This window comes from Streptomyces sp. NPDC043861 (assembly GCF_056435905.1).
Genome location: NZ_JBWKDP010000004.1, coordinates 448,373 through 467,798 on the forward strand (window position 1 = coordinate 448,373; position 19,426 = coordinate 467,798).

Below are 19,426 nucleotides of genomic sequence, written 5' to 3' on the forward strand. Positions count from 1 at the left end.
ATCCGGGTGTGCCGCAGCCTCCGGGTCCGCCCGGTGCGCCGCAGCCTCCGGGTCCGCCCGGTGCCCCCGGTGTGCCTCCGGGCGGCGGTGCCCACCACGCCGCGACGATGCTGGCCGGCCCGGGCCAGGCGCCTCCTGGCGTCCCGGGCCCCGGGCCGCAGCCGCCGGCCTACGGCTACCCGCAGCAGCCTCCCGCCGGAGTGCCGACCGTCGGTCCCGGCTACCAGGCGGTGCTGCGCTACCGGGCGCCGGACGGCTCCGAGCAGCAGCTCATCCGCCGCTCGGCGCCGGGCACCCCGCACCCCGAGTGGCAGATCTTCCATGAGCTGCGCGCGATGAACGTCCCCAACGACCAGGTGCTCGAGTTGCACACCGAGCTGGAGTCCTGCGGGCTGCCGGGCGGTTACTGCGCCCGGATGATCCGGGAGACCTGGCCGCAGGCGCGGATCACCAATATCGCCCCGTACGGCAAGGACCACGCGAGCCGTCAGGGCGGTATGCAGCAACTGCTCACCCACCAGGGTGAGTTGCACCAGGTCGCGGACGGTCCGGCCCGGCCGGCGCCGGTGCGCGCGCCGCTGCCGCCGGTCCAGCCCGCCCCGCCGGTTCCGCCGGAGGCGATCGCGCAGGAGCTCGTGGGAGCGTTCGGACCGCAGGGCATCTGCCGGTTCGACCAGCGGGCGGTGTCCCGCCAGGGAGTGCCGGAGGTCGTTGCGCGCACGCTGGTGTGGGCGGGTCTGCCGGCCGACTTCGGTCCGTTCTTCTGGGCGCAGCCCGCCCAGCCGGTCGTGCCGACGCTCGCGGAGCTCGCCGCCCAGCGGCAGGTGCAGCCGGCTTCGGACGCCGGTTCGTACCTGGTCGTCGGCAGCGACTTCGGCAAGGCGATCTGTGTCCAGTACGGCACTGCGCAGATCGTCGCGGTCCCGGTCGAGGCGGGACCCGGCGGTCAGCCGGTGGCGCCGCAGTTCGTGAACAGCGGCCTCCCGGAGTTCACTCGCTCGCTGGCTCTCCTCGGCCGTATGTGGCGCCTGCGCTACGGCCTCAACCCGGAGCAGGCCGGGCGCTGGACGGTCGACTTCCAGGCGCAGCTCGCGGCCGTCGATCCGGCGGCGCTGTCGTCGCCCGAGAGCTGGTGGTCGGTGCTGCTGGAGCAGATGTGGGACGGGCTGCTCTAAAGGGCTGTCCCGTACGGAAAGAAGCGCCCGGCCTGCGTGTCGCAGGCCGGGCGCTCGCTTTGCAGCCGTCGGTCACCTCGATGGCGTGGCCGTGGTGACGCCGGCCAGGATCGTCGGCTCGACCGCCTCGTAGCTGTGCTGCTGGTCCGAGGCGTCACCGGGGAAGAGCACCGTGCCGAGCCAGCCGGCCAGGAAGCCCAGCGGGACCGAGACGAGGCCCGTCGTGGTGAACGGGAACCAGTTGAAGTCCTGTTCGGGGAACACGGACTGCGGTGAACCGGACACCAGATTGCTGCCCGTCATCAGGAGGATCGCCGAGAGGGCGCCCACGATGAGGGTGCTGAGCAGGCCCCCGCGGGTGTAGCGGCGCCAGAAGAGGCTGTAGACGAGGGCGGGGGCGACGGACGATGCGCCGATGCAGAAAGAGAGCGTGACCATCGCCTGGAGGTTCCAGTCGCGGGCGTATGCCGCGAGGGCGATGGCGGTGAGGCCGACGCCCGCGGCGGCCGCGCGGGCCACGGCCATCTCGGTGGACTCCTTCAGCTCGGCGCGGCGGCGCAGACCGTGTGCGATGAGGTCGTGCGCGAGCGTGTTGGCGCAGGCCAGGGTGATCCCGGCGACCGAGGCGAGCAGGGTGAGGAAGACCGCGGTGGCCACGGCGGTGAACAGCAGGCTCTCGACGGCGGTCGTGTCCGTGCCCAGCAGGGCTTGACTGACCTGCAGGAACGCGGTCTTGCCCTGCGGGTCGCCCGCGACGAGCCCCTTGTGCCCGACGATCGCGGCCGCTCCGAAGCCGATCACGGCGAGCAGCAGACAGGTCACGACGACGGTCGAGACCGCCCAGGACATCGAGCGCCGTACGGAGGTGGCGTTGCGCGAGGTGAACATGCGCATCGTGATGTGCGGCAGCACCGCCGCCCCGAGCACCACCGTCAGCTGTGCGCTGATCATGTCCAGGTCGTCGTCGAACTGCAGTCCGGAGGCGAGATAGGCGTCTCCCGCCCCGCTGCCCTTGGCGGCCGCGTCCAGCAGTGTGGGCAGGCTGAAGTCGAAGCGGTCCAGCACGAGCAGGGCGATGACCGTGGCGGCGCCGAGCAGGACGACGGTCTTCACGATCTGGATGAATGCGGTGCCCTTCATCCCGCCGATCGCTGCGTACGCGATCATCAGCACGCCCAGGGCGACGATGGACCCGGTCTTGAAGCCGTCCGCGTCGAAGCCGAGGACGAAGGCGAGCAGATCGCCCGCTCCGGCGAGCTGGAAGATCACCAGCGGCAGCAGCGCCGCCAGGGTGACCGCGCAGGCCGTGATCCGCACGGCGGGGGCGGGGTTGCGCCGGGTGAGGACGTCCCCCATGGTGAAGCGGCCCGCGTTCCGCAGCGGTTCGGCGAGCAGGAACATCATCAGGACCAGGGAGAGCACGGTGCTCAGGGCGAGCGTCAGTCCGTCGTAGCCGACGAGCGAGATGACGCCGATGGTGGCGAGCACGGTCGACGCGGAGATGTAGTCACCGGCGATGGCCAGGCCGCTCTGCACGGGGGAGAGGGAGCGGTAGCCGGTGTAGAACTCGCCCAGGTCGTCGCGGTCGGGTCCGGTCATCACACACAGCAGCAGCGTGATCGTGACGACGGCGATGAACGCGACGAAGGACATGGTCTGGGCGTCGGAGCTGAAGCCGGTCATGAACGCATGCCTCCCGTCGGCAGGTCCCACCCGTAGGAGCCGGGGCGGCTCCCGCCCCGGCGGGGCTCGGGCACGCGGGCCGCGCGGGCCTCCTGGTCGGCCTGCTCGGCCCGGTACCGGATCTCCGCGGCGAGCGGGTCGACGCGGCGACGCGCGATGCGCTCGTACACCGCGATCGCGGCCAGGGCGACCGGCAGGGTGAGCAGGCCCAGCAGCAGACCGATGGTGAGGCCGCCGTCGATCTGGCCGGTCATCAGGCCGGGGGCGTAGCCGGAGAGCAGAAGGAAGAGCACGAAGTAGCCGAGAGCGGTGAAGGTCGCGACGCGACGCAGCCTGCGGTAGCCCGAGCGGAGCCGGTGGAGTTCGTCGTGCCGGGGCGCGGTGGGCACGGGCTGCTGCGGTGGCGGGGCGTGCCAGACCTGCCCCGCCGGGGCGGGGGGCTCGGGAAAGTACTGGTCGTACGACATGGTGCGGCTCCTTGCGGCGGCCCTCGCGGACTGGGGGTCCCCCCAGCGCGCCGTGCGTGGGGGAGTCGCGGTGGAAGCGCGCACGTTACTTGCCGGTACCGGGGTCGCGTAAGAGGGTTACCGACTGTTCGGTATGTCAGTTCGGCAACAGTAGGGTCACGTGAAGGTGCGCAGGTCGCAGTCGATGCGGAGGGGGAGTGTCCGGTTACGGCGAGGTCTGGGGCGGCCAACTGCCCTCTCGCCGCCCGGCCGGTCCGCGCCGCCGGACGGGGTCATTCGTGCTCGCCCAGTACGGGGAAGCGGCGCGGCGCGAGCAGCAGAAGAACCAGCAGCGCCAGCCCTGCCGCCCCCGCGGCACCCAGGTACACATGGTCGACCGCCGCCGCGACGGCCCGCCGCAGGGGCTCCGCTGTCGAACCGCCGTCGGCCAGGGAGCGTGCGACCGAGTCCAGGTTCCCTGAACCGCCGAGCCGGGACGTGAGCACCGTGTTGGCGAGCGCCCCGAAGGCCGCGGCTCCGACGCACTGGCCCACCTGGCGGCAGAACAGCACCGACGCGGTCGTCGTCCCGCGCTCGGCCCAGGGCACGGTCGACTGGACGCCTACGATCAGCGGCAGCTGGAAGAACCCGAGTGCCGCCCCGAGCAGCAGCATGATCAGCGCCGGCTGCCATGCCTCGCCCGGGTAGGGGAGCAGCAGCGGGAACGCCAGGATGACCAGCATCGCCCCTCCGATGCCGATGACGGCGGTGTCGCGGAAGCCGATACGGCTGTAGACGCGATTGGCGTACGCCGCACTGACCGGCCAGCTCAGCGTCATCACGGAGAGCACGAATCCGGCCGCGATCGGGCCGAGTCCGAGCACCGACTGGGCGTAGGTGGGGAGGAAGACCGTCGGTGCCACCATCAGCAGGCCGAGCGCACCCAGGGCCAGATTGACCGCCGCGATGGTGCGGCGCCGCCACACCCAGCCGGGTATGACCGGCTCGGCCGCCCTCCGTTCGATCAGCACGGTGACGGCGGCGCCCAGCGCACTGGCCGCGAACAGTCCCAGCGAGGGCGGGGACAGCCAGGGCCAGGCGACCCCGCCCTGTACGAGGGCGGTGAGCAGCAGGCTCCCGGTGACGAAGACGGACAGCGCTCCGGGCCAGTCGATGCGGGAGTGCGTGCCCCGGTGCCGTGTGTTCCGTGCCGGCTCGGTCAGATGGCGGGCTATCAGCCAGAGCGCGACAGCCCCGACGGGCAGATTGATCAGGAAGATCCAGCGCCAGTCGGCGTAGGTGGTGAGCAGACCGCCCACCGCCGGGCCCGCGACCGCCGACACCGCCCATACCGTGGACAGCTTCGACTGGATCTTCGGGCGCTCCTTCAGCGGGTACAGATCGGCCGCGATCGTCTGGACCGTGCCCTGGAGCGCGCCGCCGCCCAGGCCCTGGACGATGCGGAACGCGATGAGCGAGGCCATGTTCCATGCGGCGGCACACAGCAGGGAGCCGGCCAGGAAGAGGACGATGCCCGCGATCAGGACGGGTTTGCGGCCGAAGGTGTCGGAGAGCTTCCCGTACACGGGCAGGGTCACGGTCGCGGCGAGCAGATAGCCGGAGAACAGCCAGGAGAAGACCGAGAAGCCGCCCAGGTCGCCGACGATCTGCGGCACGGCGGTCGAGACGACGGTGCCGTCGAGCGCCGCCAGCGCCATGCCGAGCATCAGTGCGGCGACCACCCGTCCGCGACCGCCGGACGGGGCCGTCGCAGGGGCCGGCCCCGTGCCCTTCGCCTCGGTGCGGCCCCTGCCCGCGCCGCTGTCGCCACCGTGCGCGTTCGTGCCGCCTCCGCTCATCAAGATCCCTTCCCTATGCACGTATCTCCGTCGGACACCTTCTCACTTGCACCTCACGTAGGGGGAGGGGTCAGCCTTCCCGGGGAGCGGCGTCGTTCCCGGGGCCGGAACCCCTAAGGGGGACTCCTTACTTCCGGCCAGGGGCCGTTCGTTCCGCCGGAGGACGAGAGCGGCAGGGCTCGTTCTTTAGCTTGGTCTTACGGCGGAACGGTCCGCCCGGGTGGGGGCCGATGCGCCGGGGGTGGGCCGGAGTCCCCTGCCGGGGTGGGGAAAACCCCCGCTCGAAGAGGGTGCCGGGCACCATCGCGCCACCACCTCGCCGCACACGACACTCGGATCGCACGCGGCGTTCACCGCTCTATTCACCGACATTGGAGACATACCGTGACAACGGCTGTGACCATTCCCGCACATGGGGGTACCGGAGGGCGTACGGCCGTCGCCGCGCGAGCGCGACAGGTCGTCAAGGCGTACGGCTCCGGGGAGACGCGGGTCGTCGCGCTCGACCACGTCGATGTGGACATCATGCGTGGCCAGTTCACCGCGATCATGGGCCCGTCGGGCTCCGGCAAGTCCACTCTGATGCACTGCCTCGCCGGACTCGACACCGTGACCTCGGGCGAGATCCACATCGACGACACCGAGATCACCGGGCTGAAGGACAAGAAGCTCACCCAGCTGCGCCGGGACCGTATCGGCTTTGTCTTCCAGGCGTTCAACCTGCTGCCGACGCTCAACGCCCTGGAGAACATCACGCTTCCCATGGACATCGCCGGCCGCAAGCCGGACGCGGTCTGGCTGAACCGGGTGGTGGAGACCGTGGGTCTCGCGGACCGGCTGAAGCACCGCCCCACCCAGCTCTCCGGAGGCCAGCAGCAGCGCGTCGCCGTGGCCCGCGCCCTGGCGGCCCGGCCCGAGATCATCTTCGGTGACGAGCCGACCGGAAACCTGGACTCCCGCGCCGGGGCGGAGGTTCTGAGCTTCCTGCGCCGGTCGGTCGACGAGCTCGGCCAGACCATCGTCATGGTCACCCACGACCCGGTCGCCGCCTCCTACGCGGACCGTGTGCTCTACCTCGCCGACGGACGCATCGTCGACGAGATGTTCAACCCGACGGCCGACCAGGTCCTGGACCGGATGAAGGACTTCGACGCCCGGGGGCGGACCTCGTGACCGTATTCAAGACCTCCCTGCGCAGCTTCTTCGCCCACAAGGGGCGTATGGCGCTCTCCGCCGTCGCCGTCCTGCTCTCGGTCGCGTTCGTGTCCGGCACGCTCGTCTTCAGCGACACCATGAACGCCACCTTCGACAAGCTCTTCGCGGCGACGGCGGCCGATGTCACGGTCAGCCCCAAGAAGGCGGCCACCGGCGACGAGATGCCGGCGAACGGCAAGCCCGAGACCCTGCCCGCCTCTCTCCTCCCGCAGGTGGAGAAGGCCGACGGCGTCCGGTCCGCCGAAGGCGCGGTCGTCTCCATGAGCGTCACCGTCGTCGACGCGGACAACAAGAACATGGGCTCGACCACCGGAGCCCCGACCATCGCCGGCAACTGGACGCAGGGAGAACTGCGCTCGATGGAGATCACCTCGGGCCACGCGCCACGCGGCCCCACCGAGGTGATGATCGACGCCGACACCGCCGAGAAGCACGAGCTCGAGATCGGTGACGAGCTGCGCACCATCGCCGTCACCGGCGACTTCACCGCCAGGATCTCCGGCATCGTCTCCTTCAAGGTCACGAACCCGGGCGCGGCCGTGGTCTACTTCGACACCACCACCGCGCAGCGCCAGCTTCTCGGCAGGACCGGACTGTTCACCCACATCACCGTCTCCGCCGCGTCCGGCGTCAGCGACGACCAGCTGAAGAAGAACGTCATCGCAGCGGTCGACGCCGCACCGTACAAGTTCCAGACCCAGGAGGAAGCGGCGGACGCAGGCCGCGAGGACGTCGGTGGTTTCCTCGACGTCATGAAGTACGCGATGCTCGGCTTCGCCGGGATCGCCGTCCTCGTCGGCATCTTCCTCATCGTCAACACCTTCTCGATGCTGGTCGCCCAGCGCACCCGGGAGATCGGTCTGATGCGCGCCATCGGATCGAGCCGCAAGCAGGTCAACCGCTCGGTCCTGGTCGAGGCACTGCTGCTCGGCATCGTCGGGTCCATCGCGGGTGTCGCCGCCGGTGTCGGCCTCGCGGTCGGGCTGATGGAGCTCATGTCCTCCATGGGGATGGAACTGTCCACCCAGGATCTGACCGTCAAGTGGACCACTCCGGCGGTCGGTCTCGTCCTCGGCATCGTCGTGACCGTCCTGGCCGCCTACATCCCGGCCCGCCGGGCGGGCAAGGTCTCCCCGATGGCCGCCCTGCGCGAAGCCGGTACACCGGCGGACGGCAAGGCGGGGCTCGTACGGGGCGGCCTCGGCCTGGTCCTCACGGGTGCCGGAGCGGCGGCGTTGTGGACGGCGACACAGACCGACAAGGCCGCCGAGGGATCGCTCTGGCTCGGTCTGGGCGTCGTTCTCAGCCTCATCGGCTTCATCGTCGTCGGCCCGTTGCTCGCGGGCTTCGTGGTCCGTGCCATCAGCGCCGTCGTGCTGCGGGTATTCGGGCCCGTCGGCCGGATGGCCGAGCGCAACGCACTGCGCAACCCGCGCCGCACCGGTGCCACCGGCGCCGCGCTGATGATCGGCCTCGCGCTGGTCGCCTGCCTGTCCGTCGTCGGCTCCTCCATGGTCGCCTCGGCGACCGATGAGCTGGACAAGTCCGTCGGTGCGGACTTCATCATCCAGTCGACCAACATGCAGCCGATCACCCCGAAGGCGAGCCGGGCCCTGGAGAGGACGCCGGGAATCGCGCACGTCACCGAGTACAAGCTGGTGAAGGCGCGGCTGACCTCACGCGACGGCAGGACCGAGCAGACGGTGCTGTCCGCCGCCGACCCGACGTACGCCGAGGACCTGCGGCGGGAGATGGTGGCCGGCGAGCTGGCGGCGGCGTACGGCAAGAACGCCATGTCCGTCGGCGACGGCTACGCCAAGGAGCACGGCATCAAGGTCGGCGACACGGTGACGGTCGCGTTCGAGGGCGGTGGGAAGGCCGGGCTGAGGGTCGCGGCCATCACCTCGGACGACACCAGCGTCGACAAGGGCGCGATGTACATCAACATCACGACCGCCCGGCAGTATCTGTCGGCCGACAAACTGCCGCAGAACTTCATGATGTTCGCCTCGGCACAGGAGGGCGAGGAGAAGGAGGCGTACGCGGCACTCAAGAAGTCGCTCGCCGCCTACCCGCAGTACCGGGTGCTGGACCAGACCGACTTCAAGCAGGACCTCAAGGACCAGGTCGGCCAGCTGCTGAACATCGTCTACGGCCTGCTCGCGCTCGCGATCATCGTCGCGGTGCTCGGCGTGGTGAACACCCTGGCCCTGTCGGTGGTCGAACGCACCCGGGAGATCGGCCTGATGCGCGCCATCGGCCTCTCACGCCGCCAGCTGCGCCGCATGATCCGCCTGGAGTCGGTGGTCATCGCCCTCTTCGGCGCTCTGCTCGGCCTGGGCCTGGGCCTGGGCTGGGGCACGGCGTCGCAGAAACTGCTGGCCCTGGAAGGTCTCGGGGTCCTGGAGATCCCGTGGCCGACGATCCTGACGGTCTTCGTGGGTTCGGCCTTCGTGGGACTGTTCGCGGCGCTGGTCCCGGCGTTCCGGGCGGGCCGGATGAACGTCCTGAACGCCATCGCCACCGAATAGCTCCGTAGGATGGCGGCTCCGGCCCGGTGAGCGTCCTCCACGCTCACCGGGCCGGAGCCGTTCCCCGACCCTTCTCCAGGAGTACGTAGCCGGCGACCGCGCCCGTGATCGTGTAACGGGCCCGTGGATGCAGGTCCTTCGCGTAGGCGACCGGGTCGTCGACCCAGCCGGAGCGCACGTTCAGGGCGATGAAGTCCGGTGCCGGATTGCGCGGGTCGCCGACCCAGAACACGCGGCAGCGGGAGGTGAGGCGGCTGACCGGGCCGGTGTTCGCCTCGACGGTGGCGTCGTCGGGGATGCGGTCCAGCAGTCTTTCGACGGCGGTCACCCGAGGGCTTGTGCGGTACGCGGCCGGGTCGGTGAGCGTGGACAGCGGCTCGGCCGTGGTGAGCGCGAGGGCGACCGCCGCGACGCAGGCGGGTGCGTGATGGGCGTACGCACGCAGCCAGGGCCTGCGCACGCTGCGCCGGGAGGTGGCCACCGCGTCGGCGAACGCGAGGAACAGCACGGGCATGAGCACCGCGTTGTAGTGCCAGTCCGTGCCCCAGTAGGGGTCGTACGAGGACAGGAACCGCCAGCCGACGGTGGGAAGGGCGACGAGGAGCACGGGGGAACGCAGAGCGAGCAGTCCGGTCGTGGGCACCAACAGCCAGACCGCCGTGTGCAGCTTGGTGCCGACGGCCGTGGTGAGCGGATTGCCGCCGCTGCCCAGCCTCCCCCAGTAGTCGTAGTCACCACCCGCGTTGAAGGCGGGGATGACCAGCATGACCGTCACCAGTACCGCCACGACGCCGAACGCTGCGACGGCGAAGGCGTACCGCACCCACCGGGCCTGCCCGCGCGCCCGCCACGCCACGACCAGCGCCAGTGCGCTGACGGTGAGCCCCAGGTCCTCCTTGACCAGCACCAGCGGCAGCGCCCACAGCAGGGCGGCCCGCCACCGCCGGGCGAGCACCGCCTCCAGAGCGAACGCCAGCAGCGGTACCGCGAACGCGATCTCGTGGAAGTCGAAGTCGACGGCCCGCTGCAGCCCCCACGACAGTCCGTACGCCACGCCCACGGCGAGCCCGGTGCCGCGCCCCAGCAGCCGGCCCGAGGCCCGGGCGACCGGTACGGCGGACAGCGCGAAGAGCGCGGCCTGCGCGATCAGCAGGGTGACCGGCGTGGGGAACATCCGGTACGCGGGCGCGAGCAGCGCGGTCACCGGACTGAAATGGTCGCCCAGGATGAGTGCCCCGGGGCCCTTCAGATCGGCGACCGGCGTCGAGAGCCGGCTGTATGCGCGAACCGCCTGCTCGAAGATGCCGAGGTCCCATGATCGCGTCTCCAGTCGCCGGTAGCGGCAGACGGAGACAGTCGCATAGGCGAGGAAGAGAGCGGCGGCGAGCACGTACGGAACTGCCGCGGCTCGCATCGCGCTGAGGGCCGGACGCCGTCGCACGCTGAGCTGGAGCAGGCCGCCGCCCGGTCCGGTGCGCGATTCGGGTACGGCCTCCTGCGGCGCCGCACTGCTGCCGGGCGGGGCGGGGAACGCTGTGGACACGGGGCCGTCAGCCTGCGCCCGGTGAAGAGGTGCCGATCGGGAGGTCGGACGACGTGGCGTCAGGGGTGACGGAGCCGTCCGGCGTGGGTGGTGGGGCGCTGGGGCTGACGGAGGCGTCGGGCCCCGGCGGCGGGGCGCTGGTGCCGGGCCACTCGTCCCCCCAGTGCGGCACCGACTCGGGCGTCGTCGGGGTCGACGAGGACGACGGCTGTGCGGGCGGGGACTGCGACGGCGGCACACTCGGGGTGCCCGGGGACGGCGCCGGGGACCGTCCGTTGCCCGAGTCGACGGGCACGGGAGGTGCGGCGGGTGCCGTGGGGCCGTCCGAGGTCAGCTGCACCGCTGCGGTCGTGGCGCCGCCCGTGAACAGGCACACCGCGCACGCCGCAGCCACCGCGACCCTGCGTGCCCTGCGGCGCGCGCCCAGAGCCGATACCTGGTCGGCGGGGGCGGGCACGACCAGGGCTCCGCCCGCCGATGCGGCCCGCTTCAGGGCATCCGCGAGCGCATCGTCGTCGCGCTCGTCGCGTGCGTAGTGGTCAGACACCGTGCTCCTCCGGCATGAGCGAGCCGATCGCGTCGATCGAGTCGTCGAGATGGGGCGCGAGTGCGGTCCTCGCGCGGGACAGGTGCGACTTCACGGTTCCCGCGGCTATGCCGGTCTCGGCGGCCACCTGGTCCACGGACAGATCGCACACGTAGTGCAGTACGGCCACCCGCCGCTGCCGCTCGGAAAGCCGCCGCAGCGCCGTCACCAGGGCGACGGTGCCGGGACCGGGCTCCGGCGCGGCCGGGACCCGCCCCGCCTGGTGCCGCCGCCATGCCTCCGCCGCCCGGCCGCGCCGACGCCACCGGCTGACCGCGAGTCTCCAGGCGACCGTCCTGATCCAGGCCTCGGGCCCGGCGTCGCGCTGGAGCTTGGACCGGCGTCCCCAGGCCCGTACGAACGCCTCCTGGACGACGTCCTGTGCCTCATGGAGGTCCCCGGTCATCAGGTACACCTGCCCGACCAGCTGTTTCACGGAGTGCGCATAGAACTCTTCGAACTCCTCGTCGGTCACGTGCGGCTCCGTAGTCGTGCGTGGTGGTTCTTCGGCGGTGGTGAGATCTCGCGGGGTATACGCCCGGGACGGGCACCCGGTTTACAGGCGCACCGAAAATCCCGGCGGTTTACCCTGGAGATCCCCGGCCCGCCCCTGGTCTTCGACATGGGGGACCCCAGACGTGTCGGGCCCTTCGCGTTGCCCACTCCCCTTGCCCGCCCCATCGGATCCCGGACGGAACCCTTCATGAGCCTGCACGGTCTGCTCGACGCCGTTGTACGTGACCCCGCGCTCGCCGAAGCGGTGAAGGCCGCCACCGACGGTCACCGCAGCCATGTCGACCTGGTCGGGCCGCCGGCGGTCCGGCCCTTCGCCGTCGCCGCCCTGGCACGTGAGGCGGGCCGCCCGGTGCTGGCCGTGACCGCGACCGGGCGGGAGGCCGAGGATCTCGCCGCGGCGCTGCGCTCGCTGCTCGACCCGGACACGGTCGTCGAGTATCCCTCCTGGGAGACCCTGCCCCATGAGCGGCTCTCGCCCAGGTCCGACACCGTGGGCCGGCGGCTCGCGGTGCTGCGCAGGCTCGCGCACCCGTCGCAGGACGACCCGGCCGCCGGTCCCGTGAGCGTCGTCGTCGCGCCGGTGCGGTCCGTGCTGCAGCCGCAGGTGAAGGGTCTCGGGGATCTTGAGCCAGTGGCGCTGCGCAGCGGCCGGACCGCCGACCTGGACGACGTGGTGGAGGGGCTCGCCGCCGCCGCGTACTCACGGGTGGAGCTGGTCGAGAAGCGCGGCGAGTTCGCGGTGCGCGGCGGCATCCTCGATGTGTTCCCGCCGACCGAGGAACATCCGCTCCGGGTCGAGTTCTGGGGCGACGACGTCGAGGAGATCCGCTACTTCAAGGTCGCCGACCAGCGCTCCCTGGAGGTCGCCGAGCACGGGCTGTGGGCGCCGCCGTGCCGTGAGCTGCTGCTCACCGACGAGGTGCGGCAGCGGGCCGCGGCGCTCGCCGAGGCCCATCCCGAGCTGGGTGAACTGCTCGGCAGGATCGCCGAGGGCATCGCGGTCGAGGGCATGGAGTCCCTCGCCCCGGTCCTCGTGGACGACATGGAGCTGCTGCTCGACGTCCTGCCCGCCGGGTCGATGGCCGTCGTCTGCGACCCGGAGCGGGTCCGCACCCGGGCCGCCGACCTGGTGGCGACGTCGCAGGAGTTCCTCCAGGCGTCCTGGGCGGCGTCGGCGGGCGGCGGTCAGGCCCCGATCGACGTCGGCGCGGCCTCGCTGTGGGGCATCGCCGATGTCCGCGACCGGGCGCGCGAGCTCGGGATGATGTGGTGGTCGGTGTCGCCCTTCGCCGCGGACGAGGAGCTGACGGAGACATTCGCCGCCGACGCGGCGGGCGACACCCTCAAGCTCGGGATGCACGCGCCCGAGACCTATCGCGGCGACACCGCCCGGGCCCTGGCCGACACCAAGGGCTGGCTCGCGGACGGCTGGCGCACGGTGTTCGTGACCGAGGCGCACGGCCCCGCGGCCCGGACCGTCGAGGTCCTCGGCGGCGAGGGCATCGCCGCCCGCCTGGACGCGGACCTCGGGGAGATCTCCCCGTCGGTCGTGCATGTCGCCTGCGGCTCCATCGACTACGGCTTCGTCGACCCGAACCTCAGGATTGCCGTACTGACCGAGACGGACCTGTCGGGCCAGAAGGCCGCCGGCAAGGACGGCACCCGGATGCCGACCCGGCGCCGCAAGCAGATCGACCCGCTCACCCTGGAGATCGGCGACTACATCGTGCACGAGCAGCACGGCGTGGGCCGCTACCTCGAGATGGTGCAGCGCACCGTGCAGGGCGCGACCCGTGAGTACCTGCTCGTGGAGTACGCCCCGGCCAAGCGCGGCCAGCCCGGAGACCGCCTCTACATTCCGACCGACCAGCTGGAGCAGGTCACGAAGTACGTGGGCGGCGAGGCCCCGACGCTGCACCGGCTCGGCGGCGCCGACTGGACGAAGACCAAGGCGCGCGCGAAGAAGGCGGTCAAGGAGATCGCGGCGGACCTGATCAAGCTGTACAGCGCCCGGATGGCGGCGCCCGGCCACACCTTCGGCCCGGACACCCCCTGGCAGCGCGAGCTGGAGGACGCCTTCCCCTACGTGGAGACGCCCGACCAGCTGTCCACCATCGCCGAGGTGAAGGAGGACATGGAGAAGTCGGTCCCGATGGACCGGCTGATCTGCGGCGATGTCGGATACGGCAAGACGGAGATCGCCGTGCGGGCCGCCTTCAAGGCCGTCCAGGACGGCAAGCAGGTCGCCGTCCTCGTTCCCACGACACTCCTCGTGCAGCAGCACTTCGGGACGTTCTCCGAGCGCTACTCCCAGTTCCCCGTGGTGACACGGGCCCTGTCCCGCTTCCAGTCGGACGCGGAGGCGAAGGCGACCCTCGAGGGTCTGCGGGACGGCTCGGTCGACATCGTCATCGGCACGCACCGGCTCTTCTCGTCCGAGACCAAGTTCAAGGACCTGGGTCTCGTCATCGTCGACGAGGAGCAGCGGTTCGGTGTCGAGCACAAGGAGCAGCTGAAGAAGCTGCGTGCGAACGTCGACGTCCTGACCATGTCCGCCACCCCGATCCCCCGGACCCTGGAGATGGCGGTCACCGGCATCCGTGAGATGTCGACGATCACCACCCCGCCGGAGGAGCGGCACCCGGTCCTGACCTTCGTCGGCCCGTACGAGGAGCGGCAGATCGGCGCGGCCATCCGCCGTGAACTGCTGCGCGAGGGCCAGGTCTTCTACATCCACAACCGTGTCGAGTCGATCGACCGTGCGGCTGCGCGGCTGCGCGACATCGTGCCGGAGGCCCGGATCGCCACCGCCCACGGGCAGATGGGCGAGAGCACCCTGGAGCAGGTCGTCGTCGACTTCTGGGAGAAGAAGTACGACGTGCTGGTGTCGACGACGATCGTCGAGTCCGGCATCGACATCTCCAACGCCAACACCTTGATCGTCGAGCGTGGCGACAACTTCGGCCTCTCGCAGCTCCACCAGCTCCGGGGCCGGGTCGGCCGTGGCCGTGAGCGCGGATACGCGTACTTCCTCTACCCGCCGGAGAAGCCGCTGACCGAGACCGCGCACGAGCGGCTCGCGACGATCGCCCAGCACACCGAGATGGGTGCGGGTATGTATGTCGCGATGAAGGACCTGGAGATCCGGGGCGCGGGCAATCTGCTCGGCGGCGAGCAGTCCGGCCATATCGCGGGCGTCGGCTTCGATCTGTACGTCCGTATGGTCGGCGAGGCGGTCGCCGACTACCGCGCCTCGCTGGAGGGCGGCGTCGAGGAGGAGCCGCCGCTGGAGGTCAAGATCGAGCTCCCGGTCGACGCGCATGTCCCGCACGACTACGCGCCGGGTGAGCGGCTGCGGCTCCAGGCCTATCGGGCGATCGCCTCCGCCAACTCGGAGGAGGACATCAAGGCCGTCCGCGAGGAGCTCACCGACCGTTACGGCAAGCTCCCGGAGCCGGTGGAGAACCTGCTGCTGGTTGCCGGGCTGCGGATGCTGTCGCGGGCCTGCGGAGTGGGCGAGATCGTCCTCCAGGGGCCGAACATCCGCTTCGCGCCGGTGGAGTTGCGGGAGTCGCAGGAGTTGCGGCTGAAGCGGCTGTACCCGCGGACCGTCATCAAGCCGGCCGTCCAGCAGATCCTGGTGCCGCGTCCGACCACCGGCAGGATCGGCGGCAAGCCGGTGATCGGCCGGGAACTGCTGGCGTGGACCGGCGAGTTCCTGACGACGATCCTGGGGTCCTGAGCGCGGTCACGCGCACCGGACACCGGCCGGTGCGCGTGCGTCCGTCCGCCCGTGCCGTTCACCTGCGTTCGCCCGGGGGCGTCCGTCCACGCGGGCGGTCTGCGCGCCACGCACGCCCGGCAGGATCCGGTCACAGCACTAGCTACCCGTGCCGGGCCGACGGTGGGGCACACGGATCACCGCTGTGCCCCCGGCGAGGTCGATGGTCGAGCGCGGGGGCGCCCCGTCGGACTCGTCGTCGCGCAGCAGCAGGGCGCTTCGGCGTTCCTCGAGTTCGGACTGCTTGCCGGGCGAGAAGGTCGCATGGAGCTGTTCGAAACCGGTGGCCGAGATCTGGCCCTGACGGGCCGGGTTGCGCCAGGGAAGCAGGCCGGAGCGGCCGGCGCGCAGAGCGAGCTGGTCCACCAGGGCCACGAGCGTCAGCAGGACGACCAGGCCGGGCAGGGTCATGAAGACCGCGAACTGCATGCTCCCCGACTCCTCTCCCCGTCCGTGTCCACCGGTGCCGACCGTGGTGGTCCACCTCTGTGTACGGCTCAGCCGGCCTGGGAGTTCCCGGGGCCGGGCCGACGGAACACGACCTGGAAGTGCGCCGGGTGGGCGGTGGCGAAGCGGACGTACCGGACGCCGAGGTCCCGGAGATCCTCCGCCTCGCCGGGCGCGGCGGCCAGGTCCGGCCGTGAGGCGCGCTCCTGCTCCGCGTTCGTGCTGCCGGTGGGCGTTCTCGGAGGCCGAGGGCCGGGTTCAGTCGACGGCAGGGCTCGGAGTCGCGTCGGACTCCGTGGTGGTGTCCCGGTCTCGGATCGTCGCGGCTGCGAGGTGCAGTTCGGTGAGAACCGTCCGCACGGCTCTTCGTGCGGCGCGTTCCGGGCGATGGAGCACATCGATGTGGCGTCGGGCGTGTACGTCGCCGAGAGGTTTGAGGACCAGCGCCGGATGCGGACGTGTGGTCCAGCGGGGCATCAGCGCCAGGCCGCCCCCGGCGGCGACCACATCGGCGACCACCGCGAAGTCATTGATGCGATGGGCGATCTCGAGCCGCCGGTTCGCGGCGGTCGCGATGGCGTCGATGGTGGCCATCAGCGGAAAGCCGTCGTGAACCGTGATCCACGGCTGATCCGCGACGTCTCGCGAGGTGAGGCGCTGTCCGGCGGCCAGTGGATGCCCGGCCGGTATGGCGACGTCGAGCGGTTCACGCAGCAGCGTGGTGGCGGTGACCGTGCGCGGCCAGGGAGGCGTATGGTCCAGGCGGTGGGCGAGTACGAGGTCGTAGTCGCGGGTCAGTTGCGGGAATCGGTCCTGCGCGACGTCCTCGTCGGCGAACGACAGTTGCGGGCAGCCGGGGCCGCCCCGGCCGCGCAGCAGAAGCGGGAACAAGGCCGCGGCCGCGCTGTGGAAGGCCGCCACCGACACCTCTGCGTCCGGCTGGTCGACGAAGTCGTCGAGGGTGTGCCGCGCCTTCGCCAGAGCGGTCTCCACCTCGATCGCCGCGTCGGCCAGGGCCTGCCCGGCATCGGTGAGCACCAGCCGTCGTCCGTCGCGTTCGGTGAGCGGGACGGGGGTCGAACGTTGCAGCAGCCGCAGTTGCTGGGAGATCGCCGACGGAGTCATCAGCAGCGCCTCGGCGACGGCAGTGACGCTTCCCAGCTCACCGAGCTCCCGCAGGATCTGCAATTGACGTTCGTTCACCTTCACAGTGTAGGAGCTCTTAAGCGTTGTTGAAGTAGCTCGTCCTTGGCTTCACCATGGAAGAGGTGCAGCGTAGGGGCGTGATCCAAGCCCGCCGCACTGACGCAGTGCTTCTCCTTGTCGCCGTCGTCTGGGGCTCCAGCTACCTTTCGGCGAAGACGGCCACCTATGCCCTCCCGGTCCTGGTGGTGCTGTTCGCGCGGTACGTGCTCTCAGCGATCGCCTGCTTCGCTCTCGTCGCCGTCCGCCGCCGCGATCGGCGCTGTACACGGGAGGAGATCCGGGCCGGGCTGTTGCTGGGCATCACACAGGCGGCCGTCCTGGTGCTGGAGACCTACGGTGTGGCACACACCAGCGCAGCCAATGCCGGCCTGATCATCAGCCTCACCATCGTGCTCACCCCCCTGCTGGACCGCACAGCCGGAAGCGGTCGGCTCCCTCCGCGCTTCTTCGCCGCCACGGGGCTGTGCCTCCTGGCCGTCGGACTGCTCATGTCGAGCAGCGGCTTCCGCGCTCCGCAGCTCGGCGACCTGCTGATGCTCGCCGCCGCGGTGGTGCGGGCGGCACACGTGGCGCTCGTGGGCCGGCTCACGAGCCGCCGCCCCGTGCGGCCGCTGCAGCTCACCGCCGTCCAGACGGCCGTCGGCTCGGCGCTGTTCGTGGTGCCCGCCGCGAGCGGCCTGCCCGATCTGGCCAGGGCCGACGCCACGACATGGGCCCAGCTCGTGTATCTCGCCCTGTTCTGCAGTCTGTTCGCCTTCCTCGCCCAGACCTGGGCCGTGCAGCGCACCTCTGCCGGCAGGGCCAGTCTGCTGCTGGGCACCGAACCCGTCTGGGCCGTCGCGGCCGGCATCGGCCTCGGCGGCGAACGGCTCACCGTGACCGCCGTCCTCGGCGCGACGCTCATGGTCGCCGGAACGTACTGGGGACAGGCCGTCGAACGCGCTCATCGCAACCCCGAGAACAAGGAGAACCATGCTGGACAACGGCACGCACCAGCGACTGATCAGCCTGCTCGACAGCACCGCGACCGCGTACGAACTCATTGACCATGAACCGGAAGGCACGACCGAAGCCGTCAGCGCCCTGCGCGGCCACCCGGTATCGGAAGCCGCGAAATGCCTCGTGCTGATCGTCAAGATCGACCGGCGGGTCACTCGCCATGTGCTCGCGGTCGTCCCCGGGGACCGACGCGTGGATCTGGGCGCCATCCGCACGCTGTACGCCGCGCGTTACGTCGGATTCTGCGACGCCACCACGGCCGAACGACTGGCCCGGGCCGTCCCCGGCACCGTCCTCCCCTTCAGTTTCGACCCCGGACTCGAACTCGTTGCGGACCCGGACGTCATTGCACGGCCGCGCCTCTACTTCAACGCCGCACGCCTCGATCGCTCACTGGTCATCTCCGGCGCCGACTACGCCGCCCTGGCCCGGCCACGAGTCGAACGCATCGCCGGTCCGGCCTCGGGCTGACAGCCTCCGGCCACTGTTTCGACCCTCTCGTCACGTCGGATCACGCGTTGTCCCTATGCTTCGTCGGTGGTCGAGGAGCGTGCGCAGCGTGCGCGGGGAGTGAGGCGTTGTGCTGCCTGAGAGGCAAGTGAGCCGCACGTGGGCACGAGGCCCGCACTGGTTGCGCCCCGCGCTTCTGGTGGCTGCCGTCGGCCTCCTCGTCCCGGGGTGCGAAGGACTCGGGGAGGCCGGCCCCGCGACGGGATCCGGGCCGGCTGCGCCGGACGGACGGGCGATCAGCCCCCTCGCGAACCCCGACGGTACGAAACCCGGCCTTGCGCCCGTCACGGCGGACGCCGACAGGGCGGAGGCCCGAGAGCTCATCGCGGAGATGTCCACGAAGGGGCGAGGGCCCAGGACGGGTTACGCCCGGGACGAGTTCGGCTACGCCTGGATGGACACGGCCGACGGGGTGCCGCTGGCGCGGAATGGTTGTGACACGCGGAACGACTTGTTGAGACTCCATGGGCGGCACGTGCAGTTCCGTTCAGGTTCCGACTGCGTGGTCGTTGCGATGGACCTTTACGACCCGTACACCGGCAAGGACATCGACTGGAAGAAGGCGAAGGCCACCGAGGTGCAGATAGACCACGTGGTCCCGCTGTCCTACAGCTGGCAGATGGGCGCCGCCCGATGGCCGGAGAGCAAGCGCAAGCAACTGGCGAACGACGTGCTCAATCTGCTTCCTGTCGAAGGGCGCGCCAACTCGGAGAAGCGGGACTCGGGGCCCGCGTCCTGGTTGCCGCCGAACAAGAAGATCCGCTGCGCGTATTCGGTGCGCTTCGCGCAGGTGGCGCTGAAGTACGAGCTGCCTGTCACGGTGGCGGACAGGAATATGATGCTCGAGCAGTGCGGCGTCTGAGCGGCAGGCTCGGCCGAGGGTCCGCGGGCGAGCGAGGCCGCCTTCCCGGCCCGGCCACCACCCGGGC

At 70.9% G+C, this 19,426-nt stretch carries 15 protein-coding genes and 1 pseudogene; 7 read left to right on the forward strand and 9 right to left on the reverse strand.

All coding sequences use genetic code 11. The annotated features are described in order from the left end of the window. Positions 1-1,175 (forward strand): SUKH-4 family immunity protein (locus tag AC068D_RS12855; protein ID WP_478823003.1); only part of this gene is annotated, 1,175 nt, incomplete at its 5' end. Positions 1,176-1,247: 72 nt separating this feature from the next. On the opposite strand, the gene AC068D_RS12860 is transcribed toward AC068D_RS12855, so the two are convergent. From AC068D_RS12860 to AC068D_RS12870, 3 genes are all read right to left on the reverse strand, one after another. Further along, positions 1,248-2,858: a sodium/solute symporter gene (locus AC068D_RS12860; RefSeq protein ID WP_478823004.1), complete on the reverse strand. Its 1,611-nt coding sequence runs from the start codon at positions 2,856-2,858 to the stop codon at positions 1,248-1,250. Continuing rightward, positions 2,855-3,325: a DUF485 domain-containing protein gene (locus AC068D_RS12865; RefSeq protein WP_478823005.1), complete on the reverse strand. Its 471-nt coding sequence runs from the start codon at positions 3,323-3,325 to the stop codon at positions 2,855-2,857. The genes AC068D_RS12860 and AC068D_RS12865 overlap by 4 nt, the downstream gene beginning before the upstream one ends. Before the next feature lie 272 nt (positions 3,326-3,597). Continuing rightward, the gene (locus AC068D_RS12870; protein WP_478823006.1) at positions 3,598-5,163 is read right to left on the reverse strand and encodes an MFS transporter; all 1,566 of its coding nucleotides are present in this window, start codon (positions 5,161-5,163) and stop codon (positions 3,598-3,600) included. A 384-nt stretch (positions 5,164-5,547) separates the two neighbouring features. Between AC068D_RS12870 and AC068D_RS12875 the strand changes: the two genes are divergently transcribed. Both AC068D_RS12875 and AC068D_RS12880 read left to right on the forward strand, forming a co-directional pair. Next, the gene (locus tag AC068D_RS12875; protein WP_478823007.1) at positions 5,548-6,336 is read left to right on the forward strand and encodes an ABC transporter ATP-binding protein; all 789 of its coding nucleotides are present in this window, start codon (positions 5,548-5,550) and stop codon (positions 6,334-6,336) included. Beyond that, positions 6,333-8,909 carry an ABC transporter permease gene (locus AC068D_RS12880; protein WP_478823008.1) on the forward strand — a complete coding sequence of 859 codons (2,577 nt, stop codon included), beginning with the start codon at positions 6,333-6,335 and terminating at the stop codon, positions 8,907-8,909. Before AC068D_RS12875 ends, AC068D_RS12880 begins: the two co-directional genes overlap by 4 nt. Before the next feature lie 43 nt (positions 8,910-8,952). Here the strand turns inward: AC068D_RS12880 and AC068D_RS12885 are convergent, their stop codons facing one another. Genes AC068D_RS12885 through AC068D_RS12895 form a run of 3 tightly spaced genes read right to left on the reverse strand, consistent with a single transcriptional unit; the run spans position 8,953 to position 11,513 of the window. Next, positions 8,953-10,452 (reverse strand): DUF2079 domain-containing protein, encoded by a 1,500-nt coding sequence (locus AC068D_RS12885; RefSeq protein WP_478823009.1) that lies wholly within the window; start codon positions 10,450-10,452, stop codon positions 8,953-8,955. A 7-nt stretch (positions 10,453-10,459) separates the two neighbouring features. Continuing rightward, the gene (locus AC068D_RS12890; RefSeq protein WP_478823010.1) at positions 10,460-10,999 is read right to left on the reverse strand and encodes a hypothetical protein; all 540 of its coding nucleotides are present in this window, start codon (positions 10,997-10,999) and stop codon (positions 10,460-10,462) included. Continuing rightward, entirely contained in the window at positions 10,992-11,513 is a 522-nt protein-coding gene (locus AC068D_RS12895) for a SigE family RNA polymerase sigma factor (protein WP_478823011.1), read from the reverse strand. The genes AC068D_RS12890 and AC068D_RS12895 overlap by 8 nt, the downstream gene beginning before the upstream one ends. A gap of 228 nt (positions 11,514-11,741) precedes the next feature. Here AC068D_RS12895 and mfd point away from each other — a divergent pair, with 228 nt between their 5' ends. Then, positions 11,742-15,296: a transcription-repair coupling factor gene (gene mfd, locus AC068D_RS12900; RefSeq protein WP_478823012.1), complete on the forward strand. Its 3,555-nt coding sequence runs from the start codon at positions 11,742-11,744 to the stop codon at positions 15,294-15,296. A 138-nt stretch (positions 15,297-15,434) separates the two neighbouring features. On the opposite strand, the gene AC068D_RS12905 is transcribed toward mfd, so the two are convergent. From AC068D_RS12905 to AC068D_RS12915, 3 genes and pseudogenes are all read right to left on the reverse strand, one after another. Further along, on the reverse strand, positions 15,435-15,764 hold the full coding sequence (locus AC068D_RS12905; protein ID WP_478823013.1) for a DUF6191 domain-containing protein: 330 nt from the start codon (positions 15,762-15,764) through the stop codon (positions 15,435-15,437). Between the two features lie 104 nt (positions 15,765-15,868). Beyond that, a pseudogene (locus tag AC068D_RS12910) lies at positions 15,869-15,967 on the reverse strand (TetR family transcriptional regulator); the annotation flags it as partial. Between the two features lie 73 nt (positions 15,968-16,040). After that, a complete protein-coding gene (locus AC068D_RS12915) occupies positions 16,041-16,985 on the reverse strand; it encodes a LysR family transcriptional regulator (protein ID WP_478823014.1) in 945 nt (314 codons plus the stop codon). A gap of 80 nt (positions 16,986-17,065) precedes the next feature. Between AC068D_RS12915 and AC068D_RS12920 the strand changes: the two genes are divergently transcribed. From AC068D_RS12920 to AC068D_RS12930, 3 genes are all read left to right on the forward strand, one after another. Further along, entirely contained in the window at positions 17,066-18,034 is a 969-nt protein-coding gene (locus tag AC068D_RS12920; RefSeq protein ID WP_478823015.1) for a DMT family transporter, read from the forward strand. Next, positions 17,961-18,458, forward strand: a complete 498-nt coding sequence (locus AC068D_RS12925) for a YbaK/EbsC family protein (RefSeq protein ID WP_478823016.1) — start codon at positions 17,961-17,963, stop codon at positions 18,456-18,458. The genes AC068D_RS12920 and AC068D_RS12925 overlap by 74 nt, the downstream gene beginning before the upstream one ends. A gap of 175 nt (positions 18,459-18,633) precedes the next feature. Continuing rightward, positions 18,634-19,359 carry an HNH endonuclease family protein gene (locus AC068D_RS12930; RefSeq protein ID WP_478823143.1) on the forward strand — a complete coding sequence of 242 codons (726 nt, stop codon included), beginning with the start codon at positions 18,634-18,636 and terminating at the stop codon, positions 19,357-19,359. The last annotated feature ends 67 nt before the right edge of the window (positions 19,360-19,426 follow it).

Excerpts from the sequence above, each read along its gene's own strand:
- AC068D_RS12860 (WP_478823004.1), bottom strand. The coding sequence starts at position 2,858 with ATGACCGGCTTCAGCTCCGACGCCCAGACCATGTCCTTCGTCGCGTTC.
- AC068D_RS12865 (WP_478823005.1), bottom strand. The coding sequence starts at position 3,325 with ATGTCGTACGACCAGTACTTTCCCGAGCCCCCCGCCCCGGCGGGGCAG.
- AC068D_RS12870 (WP_478823006.1), bottom strand. The coding sequence starts at position 5,163 with ATGAGCGGAGGCGGCACGAACGCGCACGGTGGCGACAGCGGCGCGGGC.
- mfd (WP_478823012.1), top strand. The coding sequence starts at position 11,742 with ATGAGCCTGCACGGTCTGCTCGACGCCGTTGTACGTGACCCCGCGCTC.
- AC068D_RS12905 (WP_478823013.1), bottom strand. The coding sequence starts at position 15,764 with ATGCAGTTCGCGGTCTTCATGACCCTGCCCGGCCTGGTCGTCCTGCTG.
- AC068D_RS12925 (WP_478823016.1), top strand. The coding sequence starts at position 17,961 with ATGCTGGACAACGGCACGCACCAGCGACTGATCAGCCTGCTCGACAGC.